The organism is Aurantimicrobium minutum (genome assembly GCF_002355535.1).
GTDB lineage: Bacteria > Actinomycetota > Actinomycetes > Actinomycetales > Microbacteriaceae > Aurantimicrobium > Aurantimicrobium minutum.
Genome location: NZ_AP017457.1, coordinates 1,039,517 through 1,059,395 on the forward strand (window position 1 = coordinate 1,039,517; position 19,879 = coordinate 1,059,395).

Consider the following 19,879-nt stretch of genomic DNA (forward strand, 5'->3'; position numbering starts at 1 on the left):
GGTCACCAGATAGCTGAGATTCGTGCGAGTTGGTCCGCAGTGCATGAAGTCGTGTATGCCCCGGTTGAATAGCCAAGTTTTCCGATCGTTGCGCAATCCGCCATGTATTCCACGGCACGCTTTGCAGCGTCTACTTGTTGCTGAGGTGTCGAACCTGCGGGGGCAGTGAATTGTGGGGCTTGAGCCAAGCTTTCATCAAGAATTCTTGAGCCGTAGGTCCACCACTGACGCGCGTGTGCTGCTTCATGAACCAACACAGAAATCCCGATTGTGTTGGCATAAATTTCGCGTTTTGCTGGATCAAGTCGAATTTCAACCGGGGTTGAATTGGTACCACCGACCCAGGCTTCACCGCAGGCGTAATACTGAATGCATAAGTCTGGGACCCAGGAAATATATGAATTTGGGGCCAATGCCGCTACATATGCCTCAACACTAAACGCAGCGGAAACCACTGGTGGTGGCGTTGATGGGGGCGCCGGTGCACTTGGTGCAGTTCCTCCACCGGATTCACTCAGAGTGCTTTTCGCCGCAGCATTACGAGCCGCGGCTCGGGCTGCTGCTGCCTGAGCCGCAGCTGCAGCGGCCTGCTCTGCCGCTACGCGCTCTTGCTCTGCTTGCCACGCGGCCTGTGTTGCCTGAACGGCTTGAATACCTTGGCCCAGGGCAATGACGTTATTGGCGAGGGCTTCAACATCTTTTTTATTTATCGTGATCGAGTTTTCTGCACGGTCACGCTTGAGCGTTGGAAGTAATTCTTCCCAGACATCCCTTGTGGAAAGCGATTTCAGTTGCGTCTTCAGCTTGGCCACAGTCTTTTTATTTGCCACAAGTGTCGCTTGGGCAGTTGAGATGCTCTTTTCTAGGACCTGCCGTGCATTCTCATCAAGAACTTTCCCACTGGAGTCATTGAGGATGGTTGTTGCATTGGAGATGGCAAGTTCCAAATCGGCAGAGCGTTCAGTGAGAGCGGTGATCTGCTCTTTGCCGGCAGAGATAACCTGCTGGGTTTGTTGCTGCGCAGAAGCACGGGTTTCAACATAAACCTGTGAACCCCAACTGGCAGTGGATCCAATCAGCACGGCACTTACTGCCAACGCGGCAATCATTCGAGTGCGGGCAGAAAAGGACATATTCATCAGGATAAAAGCTTAAGCTTTGTATCCGCTGAAAGCTTTAAGCAGGTGAATTAAAGCGCTGCTGCGCAGCAAGAATTCCCTCGGTAGCAATCATGTCCACCGCATCACAGACGTGCGCTAAAACGTGTGGCAACACCTCACGCTCAGAGGAGTTAAAGTTCGACAGCACAAAGTCGGCGGCATCCTGGCGTCCTGGCGGACGCCCTATGCCGATGCGGACGCGGTCAAATTCGTTTGTGCCGATGGCGGCAATAATGTCGCGCAGGCCATTGTGGCCTCCGTGACCGCCATTGCTTTTGAGTCGCACCACATCAAAGTCAATGTCGAGTTCGTCATGTAAGACGATGAGATTCAAAGGCTCAATGCCATAAAACTTGAGCAGGTTAGCAACGGGGCCACCTGAGAGGTTCATAAAGGTGTTGGGCTTGGCCAGAATCAGCTTGGGGCCTCCGGGGCGCACCCAACCTTCTGCAACAAGCGCGTTGGCTTTGTGGGACTTGAATGTTGCCCCAATGTCGCTGGCTAACTGCGACAGTGCCATCTGGCCCACGTTGTGGCGATGGCCGGCGTAGTCGGGCCCGGGGTTACCGAGCCCGACTACAAGCCAGGTATTACTCACTGGAGTAATTACTCAGCAGCCTCAGCTGCTGCAGCTGCACCAGAGAGCTCAGCGTCAGCAAGTGCTTCAGCCTTCTCTGCGTCGTGCTGCTCAGCGTGGATTTCTGCCTTGTGCTCAGCGTGAGCTGCTTCGTCAGCAAGTTCAGCTGCGAGCTCAGCACCGGTTTCACCGGAGTCCTTGGCCTTCGCTGCGTGGACGTGAACAACGAGCTGCTCTGATTCGCCGGCAACCTTGACGTCTGCAGGAAGCTTGAGATCTGCGAAGGTCACGCGGAATCCGGGAACAGCTCCGTCGATGTCGACCTCGATGAACTCAGGAATGTGAGTTGCTTCAGCCTCAAGTGGCACTGCCTTAGCGTCAAGCTCCAGGGTTGAACCAGACTGCTGAGTTCCCACGATGTGGATTGGAACGTCAACAACAACCTTCTCACCCTTGGTGACGACAACGAGGTCGATGTGCTCGATGATCTGACGTACGGGATCCTTCTGAGCATCCTTCACCAGGGCGAGCTGGCTCTTGCCATCGATCTGGAGGTCGAGAACTGCGTTCTTCTTACGAAGAAGCAGAGATACCTGACGTGCGGGAAGAGCGACGTGCAGAACCTCTGAGCCGTGACCGTATACAACGGCAGGAATCTGGCCAGCTGCACGCAGACGGCGAGCAAAACCCTTACCGAACTGAGTGCGGACCTCTGCGGGAACCTTGTTATCAATTTCAGCCATGATGGCCTCCTTCTTGTGAGGCCGTGGCCTCGTCTCGTGTTTTCAACTCGAACGCATGTCAGCGTGAGGAAACGGCAAGAGCCACATTCCACCGCGTCGATAACGGATATCCAAGAGATATCCCTCGCCGAAGTACGTCTTTACTGTACCGGGAAAGCCGTAACAGCGCGAAATCGAGGAAGGAGGCTAGCTCAACTCGGGTACGATTGAACACAGAGACTTTTTCAGTGAGACGACTTTTTCTCTACCTTTTCCCACCTTTTTCATTTCTCAAGCTAGGAGACGCATTCGTGAGCGCGAAGGCAAACATCGGAGTCGTAGGACTCGCCGTCATGGGTTCAAACTTGGCACGTAACCTTGCCAGCCGCGAAGGCAACACCGTTGCTGTCTACAACCGCTCCTATGCACGCACCGAGCAGCTCATCACCGAGCACCCCGAAGCAGGGTTCATTGCCTCTGAGACGATCGACGACTTTGTAGCTTCCTTGGCAAAGCCCCGCACCGCGATCATCATGGTTCAGGCTGGTGCTGGTACTGATGCTGTGATCAGCCAGCTCGCTGAACGTTTCGAGCCCGGTGACATCATCGTTGACGGTGGTAACGCACTCTTCACTGACACTCTTCGTCGCGAGGCAGCTATCTCCCCCACCGGCATTCACTTCGTCGGTGCTGGTATCTCCGGTGGTGAAGAGGGCGCGCTCAAGGGCCCCAGCATCATGCCTGGTGGTTCTGCAGAGTCCTACAAGACCCTCGGCCCCATTCTTTCTTCCATCGCAGCTGTTGCCGAAGGTGAGCCTTGTGTTACTCACGTCGGCACCGACGGTGCTGGTCACTTTGTGAAGATGATTCACAACGGTATTGAGTATGCAGATATGCAGCTCATCGCTGAGGCATATGACCTGCTGCGCAACATTGGTGGATTCACTCCAGCAGAGATCGCAGACATCTTCACCGAATGGAACAAGGGCGAGCTCGAGTCCTACCTCATTGAGATCACCGCTGAGGTTCTCAAGCAGGTTGATGCCAAGACCGGAAAGCCACTGGTTGACGTCATCCTCGACGAGGCAGGTTCCAAGGGCACCGGCGTCTGGACTGTTCAGACCTCTCTGAATTTGGGCGTTCCTGTTTCCGGTATTGCCGAGGCAGTATTCGCTCGTTCGCTTTCTTCGCAGCGCGCTCAACGTGATGCTGCCAACAACCTGCCTGCAGACACTGTCCCTTACAACGTTGCCGACAAAGCCGCGTTTGTCGAGGACGTTCGCCGCGCACTCTACGCATCCAAGATTGTTGCCTACGCTCAGGGCTTCGATGCGATTCGCGCCGGTGCCAAGGAATACAACTGGAACATTGACCTAGGTGCTGTGTCCAAGATCTGGCGCGGTGGTTGCATCATTCGTGCACAGTTCCTCAACCGCATCGCTGAGGCGTACGGCAAGGACGCAAACCTGCTGTCCCTCCTGCTTGATGGCTACTTCACTGACGCTGTTGCTAAGTCACTGGGTGCATGGCGTCGCATTGTGGCTGGCGCATCACTGGCTGGTTACCCCATCCCTGCTTTCGCTTCCTCGTTGTCCTACTACGACGGTCTGCGTGCTGAGCGTCTGCCTGCTTCGGTGGTTCAGGGTCAACGTGACTTCTTCGGTGCACACACCTACAAGCGCGTTGACATGCCTGGCACCTTCCACACTCTGTGGTCTGGTGATCGCTCTGAGATCGAAGCTGAGCCCAGCACCCACTAACTCCTAACGGGGCTTCCCTCCCCCACACTGTCGAAGGAGACATCGATGAGTGATCGCATTGTGGTCATCGGTGAGGCACTCATTGACCTCATCCAGCAAGTAGATGGCAGCTACCAGGCGAAGCCTGGTGGTGCACCAGCAAACGTATCTATCGCCCTTGCCCGCTTGGGTGCTCATGTCAGCTTTGCTGGCCGCATGAGCACTGACAAGTTTGGTGAAAAGTTGCACGGCTGGCTGAGCCCAGAAAACATTGATCTCTCACTCGTCGAGCGCACCAGTGACCCCACCTCACTTGCCGTTGCTTCATTAGATGAGCAGGGCAAGGCGAGTTACAGCTTCTATCTCAAGGGAACTGCCGACTGGGGATGGACTCTGGGGGCGTTCGTTCACCTCGAAGTCGAACCACCTGCAGCTTTGGTGATTGGTTCTGTCGCTACAGCAATTGAACCTGGCGCTTCGGTGATCGAGAACTTGGCAGGACATCTCCACTCCACCCAAGGCTCAACGGTGGTCATTGACCTCAACATTCGTCCAGGTCTCGGTTTCGAACGAGAAAATGAAACAGTTCGCGTAGAGCGCCAAATCAAACTCGCACACATCGTCAAGGCTTCAGATGATGATCTTGCGTGGCTCTTCCCAGACCGCTCACCTGTTGACACTGCACGGCACTGGGCAGCTGCAGGACACCACGTCATCATGACTCGCGGAGCTGACGGGGCAACATTGTTCACTCCAACAGGTGACACCGTCAGCGTGAAGGCTCCTGTGATTGAGCTGGTAGATACCGTGGGGGCTGGCGACTCGTTCCTGGGAGCAACACTGTATGGTTTGCAGCGCCGCGGTGCACTCGGAGCTAATGCTGAAGAGCTCTTGGCCAAAGTCACCTTGGATGACTGGATTGACCTGCTCACCCTGGCTGCAAAAGTCGGTGCGATTACCTGTTCACGTGCTGGATGTAATCCTCCCTCCCTCGCCGAACTAGGCTTGTAAAACTATGTTTGCTCAAATTCTGATCACCCAAGGCATTCTGCTTGCTTGCGTCCTGGTGGGTTGGTTTGTGGGCAGAGCAATCCACCGTTTTGCAGACAATCGATTCACCGAAGGCTCACTCCAAGGCCATGAGCTCGGTCGCCTCACCGACACTCTTGCCTTTGTCGGCGGTGCCGTTGGTATTTTGCTGGGTTTACTCCTGAGCTTTGGCGTCACCGAATTTGATGACACGAAGAGCAATATTCAGGCCGTTGCTCGCAGCAGCGTGGGAGTGTTCACTTCCTCAGAAACGCTCGAAGAATCGCAACGCTTCGAAATACGTCGTGACACAGTCTGCACACTGCGCTCTATCTCAACTGATGACTGGCAAGCCATAGGTAATGGCACGACTGGAGGTTCACAGTCCACTGAAAAGTGGTTGCTGAAACTCAATGCGGATGTGAGCACAGTCACCCTTGATACCAATCAGCAACAGGGTAGTTACCCAGTACTTCTCAGTAGCGTCTCGGACATGACTGATGCTCGCGAAGAACTCGTCATGGGAAACACTGCCATGATTCCTGAAGTGGTCTGGATGGTGATTTTCTTCGCCAGTTTCATCATGTCCGCATTGCTGGCAATGCACCTTGCGGACCGAAAGTGGCTTGCCCGCATCTCTGCCGCCATGGCCTGGGGGATGCTTGCAGTGATTCTTCTGGCTCTTACCGTGCTGGACTCACCACTGGCCCCAATTTTTGGAACACCCACGATTGAGCCCACCGCGATTACGCAAGCACTTTCGACAATTGAGGAGTCCTACCCGGGCTCAGCACTCATGTCTGTATGTCCGGAGGCTCCCGCAAGCTAAATTTGTTGAGCTCTGTGAGAGTGCTTAGGCAGCCCCATCAAACATCGAGGTAACAGAACCTTCTTCGAAGACCTCGTGGATTGCGCTAGCAAGAAGTGGCGCAATAGGCAGGATTGTGAGCTTGTCGAAGCGCTTTTCTTCTGGAACGGGAAGGGTGTCGGTGACGACAACCTCTGAGATGAACTCAGACTGCAAGATCTCACACGCTGGGTCAGAAAACACTGCGTGGGTAGCAGCAACAACAACACCAATAGCACCGTTAGCAACCAGTGCCTCAGCAGCTTTGACGATGGTGCGACCGGTATCAATCATGTCATCAACCAGCAAACAGACGCGGCCTTCAACTTCACCAACGATTTCGTGCACAGTCACCTGGTTGTGAACTTTAGGGTCACGACGCTTGTGAATAATCGCCAGTGGAGCACCCAGCTTCTCCGACCAAATATCTGCCACGCGAACACGGCCCATATCTGGAGAGACCACGGTCAGGGTTGCGGGATCCAGCTGTGCGCGGAAGTGTTCGAGGAGAACGGGCATCGCAAAAAGGTGATCCACGGGGCCATCGAAGAATCCCTGGATCTGAGCAGCGTGAAGATCCACGCTCATGATGCGGTCAGCACCGGCGGTTTTGAACAGGTCAGCAATCAGACGAGCGGAGATGGGCTCGCGGCCGCGACCCTTCTTGTCCTGTCGAGCGTAGGGATAGAACGGCGCAACCACAGTGATGCGCTTGGCAGAGGCGCGCTTGAGCGCGTCCACCATAATCAAGGTCTCCATCACCCATTCGTTGATGGGGGCGGTGTGTGACTGGACTACGAAGACATCCGCGCCACGAACACTGTCGTCGTAGCGGGCATAGATTTCCCCGTTAGCAAAGGTGCGCAGATCCGTGCCCGAGACATGTGTTTTGAGCTGAGCAGCAACCTCAGTGGCGAGCTGGGGGTGTGCTCGCCCACTCACCACAACAAGCTTCTTCTTTGTCGGCACGGAGAGTTCGGACATTGAAGGCCTTTCGGGTGAGGTTTCTCTGGTGAGAGGGAACTTATTTGGCCTCGTCCGCAGCTTTCGCTGCGGCGGTGCCGGGACGGTTGGCTTGAACCCAGCCGTCCATATTGCGCTGTGGAGCAACATTAATGGCGAGAGCTCCGGCTGGGACATCCTTACGGATGACCGCACCAGCGCCACTGTATGCTCCATCGCCAATACTAATTGGCGCAACGAATGTGTTGTGAGAACCAGTTCTCACGTGGGAACCCACGGTGGTGTGACTCTTGGTCACGCCGTCATAGTTCGCGAAGATCGTGCCGGCACCGATGTTACTGCCTTCACCGATGGTGGCATCGCCAACATAAGACAGGTGGGGAACTTTGCTTCCCTTGCCAATGCGTGCGTTCTTGGTCTCCACGAAGGTGCCGATCTTGCCGTCAGCTTCGAGGTAGGTTCCTGGACGCAAATAAGAGAACGGGCCAACGGAGGCGCCGGCACCAATGACAGAAAGTGTGGCATCGGTGCGCTTCACCACAGCACCTTCACCCACTTCTGTATCCAGCAAGGTTGTGTCGGGACCTATCACTGCCCCGGTTTCCACAACAGTTGCACCAAGAAGCTGTGTTCCAGGCTTAATTTCAACATCGGGAGCGAGCTGAACCTGGATATCAATCCAGGTGGTGGCAGGGTCTGTAATGGTCACTCCGGCTAGCTGCCAACCGCGAACAATCAAGCCGTTGAGCAATCCCGCTGCGCGCGAGAGTTGAGCGCGGTCATTGATTCCCTCAACTTTCCACGAATCCAGAATCTCGACAGCAGCCACTGTTGCACCTGCTTCACGCAGCAGGCCGATGACATCGGTGATGTATTTCTCGCCCTGCGCGTTATCGAGGGTGAGGTTACTGAGCTGTGCACGAAGTTCTGGAGCAGAGAACACATAAATTCCCGCGTTGATTTCATTGATGGCTAGTTCTTCAGCCGAAGCATCCTTGTGCTCAACGAGTTTTTCAAGGTTGCCATCTGCCGAGCGAACTACGCGGCCATAACCGGTGGCATCTTCTAAGACGGTTGAGAGGATTGTGGCTGCGGCTTGCGCCTGACGGTGCTGGTTGATCAGCCCCTGCAACGTTTCGGCATCCAAGAGTGGAACATCACCGTTAACAACGAGAACATCACCAGCAAAACCGGAAGGCAATGCTGCTACAGCCAGTTCAACAGCTCGACCGGTTCCAGGAATTTCATCCTGGTCAACGATGATGCTCTGAGGCAGATCAACCTCAATGACCTCAACTAAGCGGTCACGTTCGTGACGCACTACGGAAACAACGTGAGCTGCATCAAGCTGGCGTGCGGTAGCAAGAACATGGCTGACGACGGACACTCCACCAAGCTTGTGTAACAGCTTGGGAGTTGAGCTCTTCATTCGAGTTCCTTGGCCTGCCGCGAGAACAACGATTGCTAGCTGTGCGTCGGCCAAAGTTTCTCCAATGTTGTTATGGGGAGCTCCGCCACCAGGACTCGAACCTAGACCAACAGATCCAAAGACTGTTGTGCTGCCATTACACTATGGCGGAATTGTGAAATCCAGCACTGGATGTCACTAGTACAGTCTGCCAGATTCCAGAAGGGATAATGGTTTCATGGCACCAGAGAATGATGAAGTCGATCGCATTGTGCGTTCGTGGAAGCGCGAACGCCCCGATCTCGACTTTTCTCCACTCGAAGTTCTCTCGCGTGTTGGGCGTTTAGCGAAGCTTTTGGACCGGGCCCGTAAGGATGCTTTCCACAAGTCCAAGCTGGAATCATGGGAGTTTGATGTTCTTGCAGCGCTGCGCCGTGAAGGCGCCCCCTATCAACTGAGCCCGAAGGCTCTGCTGAAACAAACCCTGGTTTCCAGTGGAACTATGACGAACCGTATCGACCGCTTGGTTGAAAACGGCTTGGTGATTCGTCGGGAGGACCCCAATGATGGTCGTGGAGTCCTGGTGGAGATGACCGCAGCTGGACTCACCCGAGTCGATGCAGCAATCACGCGTCTAGTTGATGCGGAGGCTCTGCTTTTGGCGTCTCTTTCCCGCTCAGAACAGCACCGCTTGGCCGAATCTCTGCGCCGACTCAGCATTGATGTGGTTGAGCAGGACTCAACTGATTAGTTAGTAGCCCAGAAGCTCACTGAGCTCAAGCCACCGCATTTCCAAATCTGCAATAGTGCCTTCGCACTTACTGATTTCTTCCGCCAGTGCACCCAAGCCAACGTAGTCATTGGGGTCATGCTCTGCCATCTTGGCGTGGATTGCTTTCACATCCTCTTGTTGCTTGGCAATCTTGCGCTCAATGGACGCAAACTCTTTCTCTGCGTTGCGCAGCTCCGCACCACTGAGAGAACTTTGTGGCTTGGCAGGAGCTGACCCCTGCGTGGTCGTTGCAGCTGGTGCAGCCAGCTGTTTGGCGCGGATAGCCAAGTACTGGTCAACGCCATTGGGCAAGTGGGTGAAGTGCCCCTCGAGAACCGCGTATTGATTATCGGTGATGCGCTCGAGCAGATAGCGGTCGTGAGAAATCACGAGCAGAGTTCCAGGCCACGTATCAAGCAGGTCCTCCATGGCCACAAGCATGTCAGTGTCGAGGTCATTGGTGGGCTCATCCAAAATCAACACATTGGGCTCGTCCAGCAAAATCAACAGCAGCTGCAACCTCCGCTTTTGACCACCGGAAAGATCTCTCACGGGGGTTGCCAGCTGGGCAGAGGTGAAACCCAGACGCTCCAAGAGTTGCCCTGGGGTCATCTCCTTGCCGCCGACGGAGTAGGTCGTTTTCTTTTCCGCAACCACCGCGCTCACCCGCATGTCTTGAACAGCTGTGAGTTCATCCAGTTGCTGGGTGAGGGTGGCAATTTTGACGGTCTTTCCCTGCTTCACGCGTCCAGACGTTGGCTGAACGTGACCGGAAACCAATCCCAAGAGCGTTGATTTGCCGGCACCGTTGACACCAAGGATTCCGGTTCGCTCCCCCGGCGCAATACGCCAAGTCACATCCCTCAAAACGTGCTGATTGCCAAAGCTCACGCTGACGTTCTCCAGATCAACCACGTCTTTACCCAGTCGTTGCATGGCCATGGAAGCCAGCGAGACCGTGTCGCGAACAGGTGGCTCATCTGCGATGAGGGCATTGGCAGCCTCGATGCGGAACTTAGGCTTGGCTGTGCGGGCAGGAGCACCGCGACGCAACCAAGCCAGTTCCTTCTTCATCAAGTTTTGGCGTTTTGCTTCGCTGACCGCGGCCATGCGATCGCGTTCGACCCGTTGCAATACATATGCTGCATAGCCGCCCTCGAAGGGCTCCAAAATGCGGTCGTGAACTTCCCACGTGGCCGTGGAGACTTCATCTAAGAACCAGCGGTCGTGAGTGACGACAACAAGACCACCTTGTCCTGCAGGCCAGCGTTTCTTGAGGTGACTAGCAAGCCACGCGATACCTTCCACATCCAAGTGGTTGGTGGGCTCATCGAGGAAAATGACATCCCAGTCGCCGGTGAGCAGCGCGGCCAGTGCAACGCGGCGACGCTGACCACCCGAGAGATCTCCCACTTTCGCATCCCAGGGAATACCGGCGACAAGCCCTGCCAGCACATCACGAACTTTGGCGTCTCCAGCCCACACGTGTTCTTCGATACCGCCCACGATTGCTTCTCCCACCGTGAGGGAAGGGTCAACCTCGTCGGCTTGATCGAGCATTCCGAGGGTGATGCCTCCGCGGCGGGTGACACGGCCCTGATCTGGCTCTAGTCGTCCTGCCAGAATTTTCATCAGGGTAGATTTTCCGTCACCATTGCGACCGACAATGCCGATACGATCGCCATCGTTAATGCCGACTGTGACGCCCTCGAAGATGACGCGGGTGGGGAATTCGAGGTGGATGTTTTCTCCACCGAGAAGGTGTGCCATTAGTCGTTCACGAGTCTGGCACCGTGAACGGGACCAGTTACTCGAACAACCTTGTGACCGGCAGCGCTCAAGGTGACCTGCAGGTCAATAGCTGACTCAACGTCTTGCGCGAGGAAAGCCAGTGTGGGGCCAGAGCCAGAAACAATACCCGCGAGGGCCCCATTGCTTTCACCCAGTTCGAGAATGTCAACGAGTGCTGGTTGGAGGTGCAGTGCAGGTGCTTGCAGATCATTACTGAGGGAGTCTGCCAACATGACGGGATCACCTGCGCGCAGCGCCTGCAGAACGTGGGTGTCCACTGTGGGAGATTGCGGTGCGGGCTTGATGTCTGCAACGTGACGTTCACGGTGCGCATCAAGCTCACCATAGACGGCAGGAGTGCTCAGCCCATATTCAGCCAAGACAAGAACCCACTCAAAATGTTCGTGACTGGTCAGTACGGGACTAAGCCGATCGCCGCGACCAGTACCAATGGCGGTGCCACCCATCAACGCAAAGGGAACATCTGCTCCCAGCTGCGCAGCAAGTTCTAGGAGTGCATCCTTACCCAGGTTGGTTCCCCACAGTGCGTCACAGGCGACGAGTGCTCCGGCAGCATCTGCTGAGCCTCCACCCATACCGCCGGCGATAGGAACATTCTTCTGGATTTCGAGGCGAACCCCGCCGCGATACTTCGCAGTGCGGGCGAGCAGCTGAGCAGCCTTGATGGCCAGGTTGGAAGCATCTAATGGGATGCCACTGAGATCAAAGTCGCCGGTGAAGCTGACCGAGAAATCATCAGCGTGATAGGCACGAATGTCTTCGTAAAGTGAAACAGCCTGGTAGGTGGTTGCCACATCGTGGTAGCCATCTTCCATCACTGCGCCAACGGCGAGTGAGACATTGATCTTGCCGGGGGCTCGGACGTGAGCCATCTCGCGGACGCCAGTGTCGGTCATAATTCCAACCTAACTGGCGCGGGCGATAGATACGAATTCAGCGATGCCCAACTGCTCCCCACGCAAGGTGGGTTCAATGCCAGCGCGCTCAAGAAGTTCTGTTGCCTGGGCGCTGGAACCACACAATTCCGACAAAGCTTGGCGAAGCATTTTGCGACGCTGGCCAAAGGCGGCATCAATAATGTCGAATGTGCGGCGGCGAAGTGCCTCGTCACCGGGCTCTTCTGAATCGCGTTCAAAACCGACCAATACAGAATCCACGTTGGGTACTGGCCAGAACACTTGTCTGCTCACGGTTCCTGCAATACGCCATGCGCCATACCAGGCAGCTTTAGCGCTAGGGCCGCCGTACACCTTCGAGCCTGGCTCAGCAGCTAGGCGGTGCCCAACCTCTGCCTGCACCATAACAACTCCAGAGCGAATACTCGGGAAGTGCTCCAGGAAGTGAAGTAGCACAGGAACGGAAACGTTGTAGGGAAGGTTCGCAACCAGGCGCGTGGGCTCATCGGGGAGCTCCATGATCTTCATGGCATCTTCGTGGATTACGGTGAGCTTGGCGTCCGGAGCCATCTGTGTAAAGGTCGCCGGCAGCTGCGCTGCAAGACGACCATCAATCTCGACAGCAACAAGGGAGGCTCCTGCTTCCACGATGCCCAGACTGAGTGATCCCAGGCCTGGACCAATCTCCACCACCGAGTCCCCTGCTTCAACGTGGGCTACTTTGACAATCTTGCGCACCGTGTTGGCGTCGATGACGAAGTTCTGTCCCAGCTTTTTGGTCGGGGTGACATCCAGTAATTCTGCAAGGTCACGTATTTCGGCAGGACCGAGTAGCTTCACGCTCATTCAACAAGCCCGTCTTGCCAGGAGCCGTAAACCGTTTCGGTATTGAAGGCAATCTGCGCACACAAATCACCTAAGTCCACCTCGAGCACCTCTGCCATGGCACGCACCGTGTGCGGGGTCAAATAGGGTGCGTTAGGCCGACCCCGAAACGGAGTGGGGGTCAGAAATGGTGCATCTGTTTCCACGAGCACAAGTTCACGCGGAATGACTTTGAGCGCCTGGCGAAGTTCTTCATTCTTTTTGAACGTGATTGTTCCTGAGAAGGAGAGATACCAACCGTTATCGGCAGCGATGGCGGCCATGGCAGCATCCCCCGAGAAACAGTGGAACACGGTCTTCTCCGGCGCACCAACACGCAGCAGAGTTTCAATAACCTCATCGTGGGCATCACGATCGTGGATCTGCATGGCGATGTTGTGCTTTTTTGCAATCCCAATATGCGCTTCGAACGAGCGATGCTGGGCGGCAAGGCCTTCTGGTCCTGTCCGGAAAAAGTCCAGCCCTGTTTCGCCCACCGCGCGCGTGCGTGGCCATGCAGCTAGCTCATCAATGACCGCAAGGGCCTCGTCGAGAGTGCCAGCTGCTTCATAGTTCGGAGCTTCGTTGGGATGGATAGCAACTGCTGCCAACATGCGTGGTTCTGCTGCGGCGACAGTCGCTGACCATTTCGACGTCTCGACATCCCCGCCGACCTGGATTACGCCGACAATGCCAACCTCTGCAGCACGTTCGAGGTGTTCGCGGTAATCGATCGGTTGATCACCATCAGAGATCTCAAGGTGAGTGTGATTGTCATAGACCGCCACCGGAAGTGGTTCTGGCAGTGGTGGGTAAGACAAATCACGCTTCTGTCCGTGCTCCGAGGTGGTACCCCGGTGGCGAATATATGCCGATTCGGTCATACGTTGTCCTGAGGATTACTCAGCAGCCGACTCAATGCGTGGGAAGAGTGCCTCCAGAGTGCCCACGGTGGTTCCCACAGGAATCTGATTCCAGCTTCCAGCCTCACGAATGGGCTGTGCAGTCAACGCACCAAGGCTGCCTTCAACTCCGAGGGCATCCCATAGTTTCTGAGTTGCCTGAGGCATAAAGGGAGAAAGGAGGACAGCAAGGGCCCGCAAACCTTCGGTCGCAGTATTGAGCACCGTAGCCAAGCGTTCGGCCTGAGCAGGATCCTTGGCAAGCGCCCATGGCTCTTGCTCGGTGATGTAGCCGTTGAGTGCGTCAACGATAGCCCAGATCGAAGTTACGGCCTCGTGAATGGCAAGACGTTCGATTGCAGCGTCTGCTTCAGCGACGGAGGCAGCAACAACATCCACGATGGCTTTATCTGAAGGTGTGAGCTCACCTGCTCCAGGAACAACACCTTCGAAGTAGCGCGAGACCATGGCCAGTGTGCGCGAGGCGAGGTTACCAAAACCATTGGCAAGTTCTGCCTGGTAACGGGCAGAGAGGTCTTCCCAGCTGAAGGAACCATCCTGGCCAAAGCTAATGGCACTCATGAAGTAGTAGCGGAAAGCATCTGAACCGAAGGTGTCGGTGATGTCGTTCGGCGCAATACCGGTGAGCTTGGACTTGGACATCTTTTCGCCACCAACAAGCAGCCATCCGTGGCCATAGACCTGGTGAGGAACTTCCACACCGGCAGCCATCAACATTGCTGGCCAAATCACGGCGTGGAAACGAAGGATGTCTTTGCCCACAATGTGGGTGGCAGGCCAGAGAGAAGCAAGCTTCTCTTCGTCATAGCCATAGCCGGCTGCCGTGATGTAGTTCAGCAGAGCATCGAACCACACATAAACAACATGGGATTCATCCCAGGGAAGCTTGATACCCCAGTCGAAGCTCGAGCGTGAAATGGAAAGGTCATTCAGACCCTGCTTCACAAACTGCACAACCTCGTTGCGAGCAGACTCTGGCTGCACAAAGTTGGGGTTTGCTTCATACATGTCCAGCAAAGGCTGAGTGAAGTCACTCATACGGAAGAAATAGTTCTTCTCGTGCAGGTTTTCAACCGGCTTGGAGTGAATAGCGCAGACCTTCTCACCCGCGAATTCACCGGTGCCCTCAACGAGGTCTGAATCCTGCTTGTATTCTTCACAACCTACGCAGTAGGAACCTTCGTATTCACCGGTGTAGATAAACCCAGCGTCATAGAGATGCTGCAGGAACTTCTTGACGTTGTCCTCGTGGCGAGCGTCGGTGGTACGAATGAAGTCGTCATTGGAAATGTCGATGGTGTCCAGCAAAGGCTTCCAAGCAGACTCCACCAAGCGGTCAACCCACTCTTGAGGAGTTGCGCCATTTGCGGTTGCAGTCCGCAGGATCTTTTCACCGTGTTCGTCAGTACCGGTGAGCATCCAGGTACGGTCTCCGGCCTGACGGTGCCAGCGTGCGAGCACGTCAGCAGCAACCTCGGTGTAGGCGTGACCAATGTGGGGCACGTCGTTCACGTAGAAGATAGGCGTGGTTACATAAAAGCTTTTGCCGGCAGACATAGCTTCTATTCTATTTTGCTCAGCTCAGCCCTTGAACCACGCACAAGCCCTAGGTGGTGGGGTATGCCAGCACTGGCCCTGCCAGTGCCACACCAACCTCATCGCCGCGAGAGCGTATCTCTTGAGGCGCAACACGAACATCGAGCCTGTCCACGCCTCTCTGCAAGGTCAAGAGGGCGTCATGGCCGCAATATTCAATGGCGGTGACTTTCCAGTCCCCCGAGTCGGTAATGCGTAATGACTCAGGTCGAATTAACACGTCAAGCGTTTCCTGCTCCGAAGGTTCACCACTCCAGGTGAACGGTGTTGTTCCCAAAATTGTCTCCACCTCGTCACCGCGTCGGGTGCCCACCAGGTGGTTTGCTTCACCAAGGAACTGTGCCACCCATTTGCTTGCAGGAGTGTTGTAAACCACTGAAGGTGATCCAACCTGCTCAATACGTCCCTGGTTTAGTAGAGCAACTGTGTCTGCGATAGACAGCGCCTCTGTTTGGTCGTGGGTGACCAACAGTGCCGTTGTCGAACTGGATTTGAGGATGGCTTTAACCTCCGCGCGGAGGTCAGATCGCAAGACAGGATCTAGCCCGGCAAAAGGCTCATCCATCAACACCAGCTGGGGTTGTGCAGCCAGTGCACGAGCTAACGCAACACGTTGGGCTTGACCGCCAGAGAGTTCGCTAGGCATTCTGTTGCGCAACGACGTGAGGTTGATCAGTTCTAACAGTTCGTCCACACGGCCTGATTGGGCCTGCTTTTTCACTCCTCGAGGAGTTTTAGCTAGAGAGAACGCAATGTTCTCTGCCACTGTCAGCATGGGGAACAGTGCCGCATCTTGGGGAACCCATCCGATGTTGCGCTTTTCTGGAACCAAGTGGATTCCATGCATGGTGAGAATGCTGCGGCCCAGACGAATTGTTCCGCTTTGTGCACGCTCGAGGCCCAGGATTGTTCGAAGCAGGGTTGTCTTGCCGCATCCGCTGGGGCCAGCTATCGCAACAAAATCTCCCTGCTGGGCTGCAAGGTTGATGTCAAAAAGGACTTGAGTGTGCCCGTAGGAGACGTTGAGGTCTGTGATTTCTAGAAAAGCGCTCATGACTTCACCTCCTGGGTAGTTTCCGAACGCACCAACAACAGTGTGGGGATGGCTGCAATGATCACGAGCATAAGAGCATAGGGCGCTGCTGCGCCATATGAGGCAACATCTGTCTTAGCCCACAACTCTGTTGCCAAGGTGTTCATTCCGGTAGGACGCAACATCAAGGTGGCAGGCAGCTCTTTCATGGCGGTGACTCCAATCAATAGCCACGCCACAAGGAAACTCGTGCGGGTCAACGGTAAATACACCGACACCAAACGCTGCCTCGTGGAATATCCCAGGGAAGATGACACATCTACCAGGGACGTTGGAATAGCGCGCACAGATTGGCGAATAGTTCCCACCGCTTTAGGCATGAACAGCAAACCGTATGCGCAAGCCAACAAGAACGCCGTCTGATACAGCACCGGAACCGTCGACAATGCAAAAAAGACCAGAGCAAGGCCGACAACGATTCCTGGTAGTCCCAGTGGGAGATATCCCAGTGATTCGATGGTGCTCACAATTCTCGAGCGGTATCTTCCCGCCAATATTCCTATCGGCAGAGCTAACAACAGACCAATGGTTGCCCCACCGAAGCTCAACACAACCGTGTTGACGGTGGCAGAAGCGAGATTATCCCAGCGGACTTCCTGCAGCGCGTTGACATCAAACATGCGCACCACCATCACCCCAACAGGAATGACAGCACCAACCACGGGAGCAATTAACAAAACAATCCCAAGCCAGATGTTCTTGCCAGTTAATGGGTGCAGGCGTGAGCGTGCGCGAGTAGAGGTTTTCGAGGTAAAGAGTCTTCCTCGAGCACGGCGTTCAAAAAACACTGTGACAAGTGCCAGTGCAACCAGAATCATGCTCAGCAACGCGGCTAGGTTACGGTCATAGCTAGCGCCATAGGCCTGCTGTATTGCCGTGGTGAGGACGGGAAAACGAAACAGTGCCACGCCACCAAAATCAGCGATGGTGTAAAGGAACACGAGCAATCCACCGGCCAGTGTTGCTCCGCGAATTTGATGCCAGGTTCCGGGCAGGAGTGCTTTCCACCCGGGTGCTCCCAAGGTTCTGGAGAGGTCATCAAAATCTGTTGTTCCCGCGCGCAGTGCAGCAGTGACCGGGAGGGTTACATAGGGAGTGGTAACTGCAACGAGCACGAGCCACGAACCCCAAAAACCCTGCGTGGTGGGAAACGCAGCAAGCAACCCGTAGGCCGCGAGGTAGCTCGGCACCGCTAGCGGGATGGTGGCCATCACCAGCCACCATCTGCGCGCAGGAAGGTAAACGCGGGCTAGGAAATACGCACTAACTAAACCCAGAACAATCGCTGTGGCTGTAACGGCAACACCAAGTGACAGGGTGTTCCACAGCAATAAAGCCATGCGTGGCCTGTTGAGCAGTTCAACAACACTTTCCCAGCCGCCGCCAAACGCACGTTGCGAAAGATAGATCAAGGGAATCAGTGTCGTTAACGACGCGAGTGCGCCCGCCACTGTTAACCACAGTGGCGGGCGGACGACGTTAACGAGGGTGCTCACCTATAACAGCCCGTACTTGGCCAACAACGCTTGGGTTTCAGCTAATGAAGCAAGGTCTGCCAAATCGAGTTGGGTATTTGCGAGCTCTTCAAGAGCAGGCAGGCCTTCTGGGGAAGCAACCCCCGGCACCAGCGGGTATTCAAATGTTGTTGTGGCGAAATACTTCTGTGCTGATTCGCTGACAAGGTACTTCACAAAAGCTAGGGCATCTGCATCCGTTGCAGAATTCTTGAGAATTCCAGCACCGGTGACGTTCACAATTCCACCAGGGTCGCCGGGAAGGAACTTAATCTGAACTCTCATATTGTCCTGGCCCAGCTCAGCAGCGCGCTCGAACCAGTAGTAGTGGTTGATGAGGGCAAGGTCCAGCTGGCCGGCGTTAACCAGATCCAGGGTTGCTCCGTTTTTCTCTGTCAGAACAGGTGAGTTCTTGGCCATATCGGCAACCCACTGCTCTGCGACTTTTTCACCTTCAAGAACACGAAGAGCGGTGACAAAAGATTGGAAGCTTGCGTTCCCCGGCGGGAATCCCACAAGACCTGACCATCTGGGGTCAGTGAGTTCCAGGACGGAATCTGGAATCTCGGATTCTGTGTATTTTTCACTGTCGTAGGCAATGACACGGGCACGCCCGGTCACTCCAACCCAGGTGTCATCTGTGGAGGTGAATTCTGTAGGGACTGCATCTGTGATGTCCGCAGGTAGGGTGGCCAGCAATCCTGCATCAGAGAGTGCACCCAGTGCTCCTGCATCTTGGGAAAGGAATACGTTCGCGGGAGTTCTCTCTCCCTCCTCCAAAAGCAATGCCGAGAGTTCGGGAGTGGAGCCATAGCGAACATCAACATCGATTCCGGTTTCTTCTGTGAATTGCTCGATCAGTGGAGCAATCAGTGCTTCATCTCGTCCGGCATATACAACCACGGTGCCATCTGCAGTGGCCGCTGGTTCGGTGGCACAGGCGGATAAGCCAACTACCAGGGCGAGTGCAGTGCCGGCAGCAAGAAGCGAGGATTTCAGGGAGGAGATGTTCATGAGGTCTTTCAGAGCTAAATCGCACGATGTTCGCGCACAGTATTAGGTAAGGCTTACCTAACTAATTCTAGGTTAGGGTAGCCTAACCTCATCAGCAAGTGATTTCTTTCACCTAGTAGAAAGTGCGGCTTGATATAGCTCTCGCTTAGACAAGCCCGTTTCTTCTGCAACCTGGGTAGTCGCCTCTTTCAAGCGCATTCCGTCAGCAACAAGAACCTGAACCTGAGCAAGACCATCCTCCAACGTGAGAGTTGCTGCGGTTGCCCCGCCCACTACGAGAACAATCTCGCCGCGGACGCCTGCGGCAGCCCAGTCGGCGAGATCTGCCAGGGTCCCCCGCTTGACCTCTTCATACATTTTGGTGAGTTCTCGACAGACCGCCGCCGGGCGGTCAGCACCTAACTCATCACGGGCGTCCGAAAGTGATTCAGCAATGCGGTTGGGAGATTCGAAGAAAACCATCGTGCGAGATTCGCGAACAAGTTCCCGAAAGGCAGACTTACGCTCACCCTGCTTCCGCGGAAGAAAACCTTCAAAGGTAAAACGGTCTGTGGGAAGCCCCGCCACGGCGAGCGCGGTAATCACTGCACTTGGCCCCGGAATAACAGTGATGTGAATCCCTGCCGCCGCCGCCGCTTCAACAAGGTGAAAGCCAGGATCACTGACGGTGGGCATTCCTGCATCGGAGAGCACAAGGACGTCGTTTTCACGGGCAATCTCAATGATCTCTGGGCTCTTGGAGGTTTCGTTGTGGTCATGCAGGGCAATGAGCTTGGGGCGGTTCTCAATTCCTAAAGCACCCAAAAGCTTGGACGTGGTGCGGGTATCTTCACTGGCGATAACGGTTGCCTCACTAAGGGCCTCAATGAGCCTGCTCGAGGCATCACCGAGGTTGCCAATAGGGGTTGCCGCCAGAATGATCACTGTCCCAGTCTGGCAGGGTTCCTTGT

Annotated in this window: 18 protein-coding genes and 1 tRNA gene; 4 read left to right on the forward strand and 15 right to left on the reverse strand. The window is 55.2% G+C overall.

Translation table 11 applies throughout. The annotated features are described in order from the left end of the window. Positions 1-2 precede the first annotated feature (2 nt). Genes AUMI_RS05090 through AUMI_RS05100 form a run of 3 tightly spaced genes read right to left on the reverse strand, consistent with a single transcriptional unit; the run spans position 3 to position 2,480 of the window. Positions 3-1,133 (reverse strand): hypothetical protein, encoded by a 1,131-nt coding sequence (locus AUMI_RS05090; protein WP_096382046.1) that lies wholly within the window; start codon positions 1,131-1,133, stop codon positions 3-5. A 43-nt stretch (positions 1,134-1,176) separates the two neighbouring features. Continuing rightward, a complete protein-coding gene (gene pth / locus AUMI_RS05095; RefSeq protein ID WP_096382049.1) occupies positions 1,177-1,758 on the reverse strand; it encodes an aminoacyl-tRNA hydrolase in 582 nt (193 codons plus the stop codon). Between the two features lie 8 nt (positions 1,759-1,766). Beyond that, positions 1,767-2,480: a 50S ribosomal protein L25/general stress protein Ctc gene (locus AUMI_RS05100; RefSeq protein WP_172418260.1), complete on the reverse strand. Its 714-nt coding sequence runs from the start codon at positions 2,478-2,480 to the stop codon at positions 1,767-1,769. 332 nt (positions 2,481-2,812) lie between these two features. Between AUMI_RS05100 and gndA the strand changes: the two genes are divergently transcribed. The 3 genes from gndA to AUMI_RS05115 are packed head-to-tail and all read left to right on the forward strand — an operon-like array spanning position 2,813 to position 6,056. Further along, positions 2,813-4,219, forward strand: coding sequence for an NADP-dependent phosphogluconate dehydrogenase (gndA, locus tag AUMI_RS05105; protein ID WP_231951876.1), 1,407 nt, complete (start codon positions 2,813-2,815; stop codon positions 4,217-4,219). 45 nt (positions 4,220-4,264) lie between these two features. Further along, entirely contained in the window at positions 4,265-5,209 is a 945-nt protein-coding gene (locus AUMI_RS05110; RefSeq protein ID WP_096382055.1) for a carbohydrate kinase family protein, read from the forward strand. Between the two features lie 4 nt (positions 5,210-5,213). Next, complete coding sequence (locus AUMI_RS05115) at positions 5,214-6,056, forward strand: bestrophin-like domain (protein ID WP_096382058.1); 843 nt, start codon at positions 5,214-5,216, stop codon at positions 6,054-6,056. Positions 6,057-6,080: 24 nt separating this feature from the next. Here AUMI_RS05115 and AUMI_RS05120 read toward each other — a convergent pair whose 3' ends face one another. The 3 genes from AUMI_RS05120 to AUMI_RS05130 all read right to left on the reverse strand — a co-directional run bounded on the left by AUMI_RS05120 (position 6,081) and on the right by AUMI_RS05130 (position 8,617). Continuing rightward, positions 6,081-7,058, reverse strand: coding sequence for a ribose-phosphate diphosphokinase (locus AUMI_RS05120; protein ID WP_096382060.1), 978 nt, complete (start codon positions 7,056-7,058; stop codon positions 6,081-6,083). Between the two features lie 40 nt (positions 7,059-7,098). After that, a complete protein-coding gene (gene glmU / locus AUMI_RS05125) occupies positions 7,099-8,520 on the reverse strand; it encodes a bifunctional UDP-N-acetylglucosamine diphosphorylase/glucosamine-1-phosphate N-acetyltransferase GlmU (RefSeq protein WP_096382063.1) in 1,422 nt (473 codons plus the stop codon). Positions 8,521-8,546: 26 nt separating this feature from the next. Beyond that, a tRNA-Gln gene (locus tag AUMI_RS05130) sits at positions 8,547-8,617 on the reverse strand. A 66-nt stretch (positions 8,618-8,683) separates the two neighbouring features. Between AUMI_RS05130 and AUMI_RS05135 the strand changes: the two genes are divergently transcribed. Beyond that, positions 8,684-9,196: a MarR family winged helix-turn-helix transcriptional regulator gene (locus AUMI_RS05135; RefSeq protein ID WP_096382065.1), complete on the forward strand. Its 513-nt coding sequence runs from the start codon at positions 8,684-8,686 to the stop codon at positions 9,194-9,196. Here the strand turns inward: AUMI_RS05135 and AUMI_RS05140 are convergent, their stop codons facing one another. The 9 genes from AUMI_RS05140 to rsmI all read right to left on the reverse strand — a co-directional run bounded on the left by AUMI_RS05140 (position 9,197) and on the right by rsmI (position 19,853). Beyond that, positions 9,197-10,987 (reverse strand): ABC-F family ATP-binding cassette domain-containing protein, encoded by a 1,791-nt coding sequence (locus tag AUMI_RS05140; protein ID WP_096382068.1) that lies wholly within the window; start codon positions 10,985-10,987, stop codon positions 9,197-9,199. It abuts the gene before it with no gap. After that, the gene (locus AUMI_RS05145) at positions 10,987-11,925 is read right to left on the reverse strand and encodes a 4-(cytidine 5'-diphospho)-2-C-methyl-D-erythritol kinase (RefSeq protein WP_096382071.1); all 939 of its coding nucleotides are present in this window, start codon (positions 11,923-11,925) and stop codon (positions 10,987-10,989) included. Before AUMI_RS05145 ends, AUMI_RS05140 begins: the two co-directional genes overlap by 1 nt. A 9-nt stretch (positions 11,926-11,934) precedes the next feature. Beyond that, positions 11,935-12,771, reverse strand: coding sequence for a 16S rRNA (adenine(1518)-N(6)/adenine(1519)-N(6))-dimethyltransferase RsmA (rsmA, locus tag AUMI_RS05150; RefSeq protein ID WP_096382073.1), 837 nt, complete (start codon positions 12,769-12,771; stop codon positions 11,935-11,937). Beyond that, positions 12,768-13,673 (reverse strand): TatD family hydrolase, encoded by a 906-nt coding sequence (locus tag AUMI_RS05155; RefSeq protein WP_096382075.1) that lies wholly within the window; start codon positions 13,671-13,673, stop codon positions 12,768-12,770. Before AUMI_RS05155 ends, rsmA begins: the two co-directional genes overlap by 4 nt. 15 nt (positions 13,674-13,688) lie before the next feature. Next, on the reverse strand, positions 13,689-15,269 hold the full coding sequence (gene metG, locus AUMI_RS05160; protein WP_096382077.1) for a methionine--tRNA ligase: 1,581 nt from the start codon (positions 15,267-15,269) through the stop codon (positions 13,689-13,691). 49 nt (positions 15,270-15,318) lie between these two features. Further along, on the reverse strand, positions 15,319-16,362 hold the full coding sequence (locus tag AUMI_RS05165) for an ABC transporter ATP-binding protein (protein WP_096382079.1): 1,044 nt from the start codon (positions 16,360-16,362) through the stop codon (positions 15,319-15,321). Then, positions 16,359-17,897, reverse strand: a complete 1,539-nt coding sequence (locus AUMI_RS05170; protein WP_096382082.1) for an ABC transporter permease — start codon at positions 17,895-17,897, stop codon at positions 16,359-16,361. Before AUMI_RS05170 ends, AUMI_RS05165 begins: the two co-directional genes overlap by 4 nt. Then, positions 17,898-18,929 carry an iron ABC transporter substrate-binding protein gene (locus tag AUMI_RS05175; RefSeq protein WP_096382084.1) on the reverse strand — a complete coding sequence of 344 codons (1,032 nt, stop codon included), beginning with the start codon at positions 18,927-18,929 and terminating at the stop codon, positions 17,898-17,900. Between the two features lie 108 nt (positions 18,930-19,037). Then, entirely contained in the window at positions 19,038-19,853 is an 816-nt protein-coding gene (gene rsmI / locus AUMI_RS05180) for a 16S rRNA (cytidine(1402)-2'-O)-methyltransferase (protein ID WP_096382087.1), read from the reverse strand. Positions 19,854-19,879 lie beyond the last annotated feature (26 nt).

Bases quoted from the DNA above. Each gene is read 5' to 3' on its own strand.
- AUMI_RS05145 (WP_096382071.1), bottom strand. From the start codon at position 11,925: ATGACCGACACTGGCGTCCGCGAGATGGCTCACGTCCGAGCCCCCGGC.
- AUMI_RS05110 (WP_096382055.1), top strand. From the start codon at position 4,265: ATGAGTGATCGCATTGTGGTCATCGGTGAGGCACTCATTGACCTCATC.
- AUMI_RS05175 (WP_096382084.1), bottom strand. From the start codon at position 18,929: ATGAACATCTCCTCCCTGAAATCCTCGCTTCTTGCTGCCGGCACTGCA.
- AUMI_RS05165 (WP_096382079.1), bottom strand. From the start codon at position 16,362: ATGAGCGCTTTTCTAGAAATCACAGACCTCAACGTCTCCTACGGGCAC.
- AUMI_RS05155 (WP_096382075.1), bottom strand. From the start codon at position 13,673: ATGACCGAATCGGCATATATTCGCCACCGGGGTACCACCTCGGAGCAC.
- rsmA (WP_096382073.1), bottom strand. From the start codon at position 12,771: ATGAGCGTGAAGCTACTCGGTCCTGCCGAAATACGTGACCTTGCAGAA.
- AUMI_RS05090 (WP_096382046.1), bottom strand. From the start codon at position 1,133: ATGTCCTTTTCTGCCCGCACTCGAATGATTGCCGCGTTGGCAGTAAGT.
- AUMI_RS05115 (WP_096382058.1), top strand. From the start codon at position 5,214: ATGTTTGCTCAAATTCTGATCACCCAAGGCATTCTGCTTGCTTGCGTC.
- metG (WP_096382077.1), bottom strand. From the start codon at position 15,269: ATGTCTGCCGGCAAAAGCTTTTATGTAACCACGCCTATCTTCTACGTG.
- AUMI_RS05100 (WP_172418260.1), bottom strand. From the start codon at position 2,480: ATGGCTGAAATTGATAACAAGGTTCCCGCAGAGGTCCGCACTCAGTTC.
- gndA (WP_231951876.1), top strand. From the start codon at position 2,813: ATGGGTTCAAACTTGGCACGTAACCTTGCCAGCCGCGAAGGCAACACC.
- AUMI_RS05140 (WP_096382068.1), bottom strand. From the start codon at position 10,987: ATGGCACACCTTCTCGGTGGAGAAAACATCCACCTCGAATTCCCCACC.
- AUMI_RS05120 (WP_096382060.1), bottom strand. From the start codon at position 7,058: ATGTCCGAACTCTCCGTGCCGACAAAGAAGAAGCTTGTTGTGGTGAGT.
- AUMI_RS05135 (WP_096382065.1), top strand. From the start codon at position 8,684: ATGGCACCAGAGAATGATGAAGTCGATCGCATTGTGCGTTCGTGGAAG.